This is a genomic window from Lysobacter antibioticus HS124, from assembly GCF_000336385.2.
Lineage (GTDB): Bacteria > Pseudomonadota > Gammaproteobacteria > Xanthomonadales > Xanthomonadaceae > Lysobacter > Lysobacter firmicutimachus.
In genome coordinates this window covers 73,706-80,495 of the sequence record NZ_HG424536.1, presented here as the reverse complement: position 1 = coordinate 80,495, position 6,790 = coordinate 73,706, and the positions used below count along the sequence as shown (strand labels likewise).

The 6,790-nt window shown below is 70.8% G+C and carries 7 protein-coding genes; 5 read left to right on the top strand and 2 right to left on the bottom strand.

Annotation, left to right across the window (positions count from 1 at the left end; genetic code table 11):
* The first annotated feature begins 401 nt into the window (after window positions 1-401).
* From TX83_RS16750 to TX83_RS16740, 3 genes are all read left to right on the top strand, one after another.
* Window positions 402-1,364, top strand: coding sequence for a TerC family protein (locus TX83_RS16750; protein WP_064749121.1), 963 nt, complete (start codon window positions 402-404; stop codon window positions 1,362-1,364).
* 84 nt (window positions 1,365-1,448) lie between these two features.
* Complete coding sequence (locus tag TX83_RS16745) at window positions 1,449-2,279, top strand: DNA alkylation repair protein (RefSeq protein ID WP_222423781.1); 831 nt, start codon at window positions 1,449-1,451, stop codon at window positions 2,277-2,279.
* 92 nt (window positions 2,280-2,371) lie between these two features.
* Entirely contained in the window at window positions 2,372-2,968 is a 597-nt protein-coding gene (locus TX83_RS16740; RefSeq protein WP_064749120.1) for an NAD(P)H-dependent oxidoreductase, read from the top strand.
* 36 nt (window positions 2,969-3,004) lie between these two features.
* On the opposite strand, the gene TX83_RS16735 is transcribed toward TX83_RS16740, so the two are convergent.
* Complete coding sequence (locus tag TX83_RS16735) at window positions 3,005-4,048, bottom strand: isoaspartyl peptidase/L-asparaginase (protein ID WP_079248272.1); 1,044 nt, start codon at window positions 4,046-4,048, stop codon at window positions 3,005-3,007.
* A gap of 54 nt (window positions 4,049-4,102) precedes the next feature.
* Entirely contained in the window at window positions 4,103-4,873 is a 771-nt protein-coding gene (locus tag TX83_RS16730; RefSeq protein ID WP_064749118.1) for a trans-aconitate 2-methyltransferase, read from the bottom strand.
* A gap of 143 nt (window positions 4,874-5,016) precedes the next feature.
* Between TX83_RS16730 and TX83_RS16725 the strand changes: the two genes are divergently transcribed.
* Window positions 5,017-5,664: an ECF-type sigma factor gene (locus tag TX83_RS16725; RefSeq protein WP_064749117.1), complete on the top strand. Its 648-nt coding sequence runs from the start codon at window positions 5,017-5,019 to the stop codon at window positions 5,662-5,664.
* Window positions 5,665-5,778: 114 nt separating this feature from the next.
* The coding region (locus TX83_RS16720) for a serine/threonine-protein kinase (protein WP_141233539.1) at window positions 5,779-6,790 on the top strand (1,012 nt) is incomplete at its 3' end.

The window sequence follows — 6,790 nt, the reverse complement described above, 5'->3', positions numbered from 1 at the left end:
CCTCCCTGCGGGCCGCCCTCCGGGGCGTCAGGGCGTTCTCGCAAGTTCGATGCGACGCCAAGCGCTTCACGGCAACGGCAACGACTACAACGGTATGCCGCTGTACACGTAATCCTGGCCGACGCTTCACGACCGTCGACCGTCGACCGTCGACCAGCCTCGACGCCAAGCTGAACGGAAATTCAGCCGTATGCGTGGTATCGTGCCCGACAGAAGGGGAGTAGCTCCCGCTGTCGTATCGTCATTACGGGTCCACGACCCCGGTGCGACAGGCGTCCCGGTCCATGGCGGCCGGGATGCGAGCAAGACCTTCGCCGCCAGCGGCGAAGGTGCGTCTCCCGATCTTTCCGGACGACGTTTCGCGGCTGCGGCCGTGCCGTCATTCTTTCCGGGAGATTCACATGCAAACCATCGGCAGTCCGATGCTCTGGGGCGTTTTCCTCGCCTTCGTCGTCGCCGCCCTGCTTGTCGATCTGGTGCTGATGCGCCACGGCGGCCCTCACAAAGTCACCTTCAAGGAAGCCGCCTGGTGGAGCGTGGGCTGGATCGCCCTGGCCCTGGTGTTCAACGCAGGCCTGTGGTGGTACGTGAGCCGCGAGTCCGGCGCCGAAGTCGGCAACCAGATCGGGCTCGAATTTCTGACCGGTTATCTGGTCGAGAAGTCGCTCGCGGTCGACAATATTTTCGTCTTCCTGATGCTGTTCTCCTACTTCGCCGTGCCCGAAGAGCAGCGCCAGCGGGTGCTGGTGATCGGCATCCTCGGCGCGATCGCGTTGCGTACGGTGCTGATCTTCGCCGGCGCGTTGTTGCTGGCCAAGTTCCATTGGGTGCTGTACGTGTTCGGCGCGTTCCTGGTGATCACCGGCATCAAGATGCTGCTGGCCGCGGGCAAGGCGCCGGACCTGGACCGCAACCCGGTGCTGCGCTGGATGCGCGGCCACTTGCGCCTGACCGACGAGTACCACGGCGACCGGTTGTCGATCCTGCGCGACGGCAAACGCTGGTTCACCCCGCTGTTCGCGGTGATCGTGCTGATCGGCGTCACCGACGTGATCTTCGCGGTCGACTCGATCCCGGCGATCTTCGCCATCACCTCAGACCCCTTCATCGTCCTGACCTCGAACGTGTTCGCGGTGCTGGGCCTGCGCGCGATGTTCTTCCTGCTGCAGGGCATGGCCGACCGCTTCCACCTGCTGCCTTATGGCCTGGCGGTGGTGCTGGTCTTCATCGGCGTGAAGATGCTGCTGATCGATGTGTACAAGATTCCGATCCTGGTCTCGTTGCTGGGCGTGGCGCTGATCATCGGCAGCTCGATAGTGGCCAGTCTGCTGCGTCCGGCCAAGCACGGGCCGGGCGCGGGCTGACCGCGGCACGGCGTGGCGGGTTGCGGCACCGATGGGTACATTGGCGCCGCGGCCGCCGGGTTGCGGTCGCGCAGCGCAGACGCCATGACCAGGACCGCGAACAAGCAAATTCCCGAACGCAGCGCAGCCAAGCCGCGGGCGATGGCGGAGCCGGCGCCGCGCCGGCCAGCCGACGGCAAGAACGCAGCGCGCAAGTCCGCGCAAGCTGCGTTCTCTGCGCAGCCCTTGCCGCAACGGCTGGCGCAGACGCTCGAAGTATTGCGCGCGGCCGGCAGTGCCGACGACCGCGCCGGCATGGCGCGTTTCGGCATTCCCAGCGAGCGCGCCTTCGGCGTGCGGATGGGGCAGATCCAGGCCCTGGCCAAACGCCTGGGCCGCGATCGCGCGCTCGCCGCGGCGCTATGGGACAGCGGCTGGCACGAGGCGCGCCTGCTCGCGGCCTATCTCGACGATCCCGCGAGTCTGAGCTCGGCGCAGATGGACCGTTGGGTGCGCGAGTTCGACAACTGGGCGCTGTGCGACACGGTCTGTTCCAACCTGTTCGAGCCCAGCCCCTGGGCCTGGCGCAAGATCGCGCAATGGGCGCCGCGCCGGGACGAGTTCGTGCGCCGCGCCGCGTTCGCCTTGCTCGCGGCCAAGGCCGTGCACGACAAGGCCGCCGGCGACGAAGCCTTCCTGCGCGGCCTGGTCCTGGTCGAGGCCCAGGCCGGCGATGGGCGCAACTTCGTCAAGAAGGCGGTCAACTGGGCGCTGCGCCAGATCGGCAAGCGCAATCCCGCCTTGCGCCAGGCCGCGCTCGCGGTGGCGCAGCGCCTGGCGCAGTCGGCGGACGCCGCGCCGCGCTGGATCGGCAAGGACGCCTTGCGCGAACTGGGCAGCGAGACGGTCGCGCGCCGGGTTGCGGGCAAAGGCTGAGCGCCGCTGCAGGCGTTCGATATGACAGCTGTCGCTGGCGCGACGGTCGCCGATCCGGCTAGGTTCGAGCTCCCTCGTCGCCCGCGCCCGCCATGCACGCCAGTCTCGTCGTCGCCCATCCCAGTCCGGCCAGCTTCAGCCATGCCCTCGCCGACGCCGCGCGCGGCATTTTGCAGGCGCATGGGTATGCGATCGACTGGCACGATCTGTACGCGGAGGGTTTCGATCCGGTGCAGCGAACCGGCGAGAGCGGCAACACCGCCTCCGACGACGCCCTGGTCGAACGCCATTGCGCCGAACTGGCTCGGGCCGATCTGATCCTGATCTTCCACCCGAACTGGTGGGGACAACCGCCGGCGATCCTGAAAGGCTGGATCGACCGCGTGTTCCGTCTCGATACCGCCTACGGCTACCCGGTCGGCACGTCCTGGGACGGTGTGCCGACCGGGCTGCTGCGCGCGCGTCATGCCTTGGTGTTCAACACGTCCAACACGCCGGCCGAGCGCGAGGCCGCGGTGTTCGGCGACCCCTTGCAGGCGATCTGGGCGCGCTGCGTGTTCGGCCTGTGCGGCGTCGACAGCGTGATCCGGCGCATGTACGGGCCGGTGGCGGCCAGCGACGAAGCGCAACGCGCTGGGTGGCGCGCCGAGGTCGAGGCCCTGGTGGCGCAGGCGGCGCTGCCGGCTTGAGCGAACCTCGTCGCGTCGTCGCCGGCGCGGCCGCGCTCAGTCGGCTGCCGGGCCGGCCAGTTCGTCGTCCTTGAACAGCGCCACCTGCGGTTCGCCCTTGGCGTCGATCCAGCCGCGGTACATGCCCTCGGTATTGAACGGCAGGGCGAAGCGGCCGTCGGCGCCGAGCACGATCGCGCCGCCGTTGCCGCCGGCGGCGGGAATCTCGCGATTGATCACCGACTCGGCCGCTTCGCGCAGGTCCTGTTTGCCGTAGGCGACGCGCGCGCAGATGTCGTGGGCGGCGACGGCGCGGATGTAGTACTCGCCCCAGCCGGTGCCGGACACCGCGCAGCGCGCATCGGCATAGGTGCCGGAGCCGATGATCGGCGAATCGCCGACCCGGCCGTAGCGTTTGTTGGTCATGCCGCCGGTCGAGGTGCCGGCGGCGAGCCGGCCCTGGGCGTCGAGCGCGACCGCGCCGACGGTGCCGAAATGCTTGGCGGTTTCGACGTCGGCGTGAGCCTGGCCGGCGGCTTCTTCCTTGAGCGCCTTCTGCAATTGCTGCCAGCGCTTCTCGGTGCGGAAATACGACGGATCGACCAGGGGCAGGCCCTGTTCGCGGGCGAAGGCTTCGGCGCCGTCGCCGACCATCATCACGTGTCTGGACTTGTCCATCACCGCGCGCGCCAGCACGATGGGATTCTTGACCCGGTGCACGCCGGCGATGGCGCCGGCGCGGCGGCCGCTGCCGTCCATGAGCGCCGCGTCGAGCTCGTTCTTGCCGTCGTGGGTGAACACCGCGCCGCGGCCGGCGTTGAACATCGGCGCATCCTCGAGCACGGTGATCGCCGCGACCACCGCGTCCAGCGCAGGCTTGCCCGCGGCGAGCTCGGCCTGGCCGGCGCGCAGCGCCTGCGCCAGAGCGGCGCGCGCGGCGTCTTCCTCGGCGCGGTCCATGCCGGCGCGGATCACTCCGGCGCCGCCGTGGATCACCAGCACCGGCCGCACCGGCGCGGGTCCCGCGGCGTGGGCCAGGCCCAGCCACACGGTCGGTGCCAGCATCAGGGCGAGACAACGGCGACGGACAGCGGGCTTCATCGGCGGCTCCGGGCGGGGCAGGCGGGAGCCGCCATCATAGGCCGCCGCGCGCGCTCAGTCCGCGCCGGTGCGTGCGACCGCGAACACGCGCCTGAACTCGAACCAGGTGCTGCCGTCGGCGCGCGCGGGATAGGCCGCGCGCAGGCGCGGCGCGAGTTGGTCGCGGAAGCGTTGCCAGCCGGCGTCGTCCAGGGCGTTGCGGATCGGCCGCAACGCGGTGCCGCTGATCCACTCCAGCACCGCGTCGGCGCCGCTGAGGCGCTGTACATAGGTGGTTTCCCAGGCATCGACCTCGCAACCGGCATCGGCCAGCAATTCGGCGTAATCGCGCGGCGCATCGACCGTGCCGTCGCCGCGCAACGCCAGCCCGTCCAACTGCGAGGCCCAGGCCGGAGCGGAGGCCAGTTCGCGCACCAGCCGGTGCGAGGGCGCGTCGAAGTTGCCCGGCATCTGCACCGCCAGCCAGGCGCCGCGCGGCAGTTCGCGCGCCCAACGCCGCAGCAGCTCGCGATGTTCCGGCACCCATTGCAGCACCGCATTGGACACGACCACGTCGGTATCGGCCTGGGCCCGCCAATCGCGCACATCGAGCCGTTCGGCGGCGACCCCGGCCGCGCGCGCGGCCTGCACCATCTCCAGCGAACTGTCGCTGGCTTCCAGCACCGCTTGCGGCCAGCGCGCGGCCAGGGCCAGAGTCAGGTTGCCCGGCCCGCAGCCCAGGTCGACCACCCGCCGCGGCCGCTCGGCGCGGATGCGCCCGATCAGATCGAAGAACGGTCGCCCGCGCAGGTCGGCGAAATCGAGGTATTTGTCCGGATCCCACATGCGGCGGCTCCATCGACGATTTCTTGCACTATACCCAGCCGCCGCGCGGGCACTGTGCCGATGCGGCCGAGTCGGCATCGCGCCGACGGCCGCCATGCCGCGCGATTCGCGTTCTGGCCTAAGGACCAGTCGGAGATGCGCCCATGGACCGGGTGGAAACACCAGTGCGAGAAGCCAACAGCGGCGCGGAACGGGCGTGGGACCCGGAGCAGGCGCCGGCGACTGCGGACCCGGCGCAGCACGAGGTCACTCGCTGCCTGCAGCGTTGGAGCGGCGGAGACCGGCAGGCGCTGGATGCGCTGCTGCCCCATGTCTACCGCGAGCTGCGCGCGATGGCGCGGCGCGAGCTGAGCGGCCATCGCGGTCACGACACCTTGCAGCCGACGGCGCTGGTTCACGATGTATGGCTGCGTTTGCTCGACGCCGAACGGGCGCCGCGTTTCGACGATCGCCGGCATCTGTTCAACACCGCGGCGCGGATCATGCGTCAGTTGCTGGTCGATCGTGCCCGGCGGGCCGCATGCGACAAGCACGGCGGCGGCTGGAAGCGCGACCAGTTCCTGTGCGCGATGGATCTGCCGATGGCGCAGGACACCACGCTGCCGGCCTTGGACGAGGCGCTGCGGGCCCTGGAGCGCCTGCAGCCGCGGCTGGCGCAAGTGGTGGAGTTGCGTTGCTTCGCCGGCCTGAGCGTGGCCGAGGTCGCGCGATTGCTGGCGCTGGAAGAGCGCACGGTGTATCGCGACTGGGCCGCGGCGCGGGCGTGGTTGCGCGACCGCTTGGCCGACTGAGTCGACGTCGCGTCGTCCGTGGCGGGCGGATCGGGCAGGGCGGATGGCCGCTTGCGGCGCGGCAACGCGTTGCCTGCGGCACGGTCCCCCGATTCGCGTATCGCTGCCCACCCCATGTCCGCCGCTTCCGACGATTTCGAACGCCAAGCCCTGCTGGAGCTGCGCGCCCTGCTCGACACCGACCCGGCCCGGCGCGCCGCAGGGATCGAGGCCATCGCCGACCCTGCCTTGCGCGTGCGGGTCGCGGCCCTGTTGGCGCAGGCCACCGGCGGCACGACAGCCGCGCAGGGAGGCGAGGCGGATTCCGATCCCATCGGCCCCGGGCACCGGCTTGGGCCTTACCGGGTGTTGGAACGGATCGGCCGCGGCGGCATGGGCGAGGTGTTCCGGGCCAAGCGCTGCGACGGCGCGTTCGAGCGCGAGGTCGCGCTGAAGTGCATCTGGGGCGGCTTGGCGCCGTTGGCCGAGCGGTTCCAGCGCGAGCGCGAGCTGCTGGCGCAGTTGCAGCATCCGGGGATCGCCCGCTTGTACGACGGCGGCGTCGCCGGCGATGGGCGGCCGTGGTTCGCGATGGAGCTGGTGCGCGGCGCGCCCATCACCGAGTGGTGCGATGCGCGCGAGGCCGCCCTAGAGCAACGGGCCGAGCTGTTGAGTCAGGTTTGCGCGGCGGTCGACGCCGCGCATCGGGCGCTGATCGTGCATCGCGATCTCAAGCCGGCCAACGTGCTGGTCGACGAGGACGGCCGGGTCAAGCTGCTGGATTTCGGCATCGCCAAGCAGTTGCAGCCCGACGCGGGCGAGCAGGCGCCGACCCTGGCGATGACCCCGGCCTGGGCCGCGCCCGAGCAGCGCGACGGCCGTCCGATCACCACCGCCACCGACGTCTATCAGCTCGGCCGCTTGCTGCGCGCCTTGCTGATCGGCGTGCCGGCGGCGACCGATATCGGGGGGCCGCGCGTGGCGGCGGCCTACCGCGCGTTGCGCCGGCGCGATCCACAGGCGGCTCTGCGGCTGGCGGCCGCACGCGCGACCACGCCGGCGCGATTGCAGGCGCGCCTGCGCGGCGACCTGGACTGCATCGCCGCGCGCGTCTGCGCCGAGGAGCCGGCGCAACGCTATCGCAGCG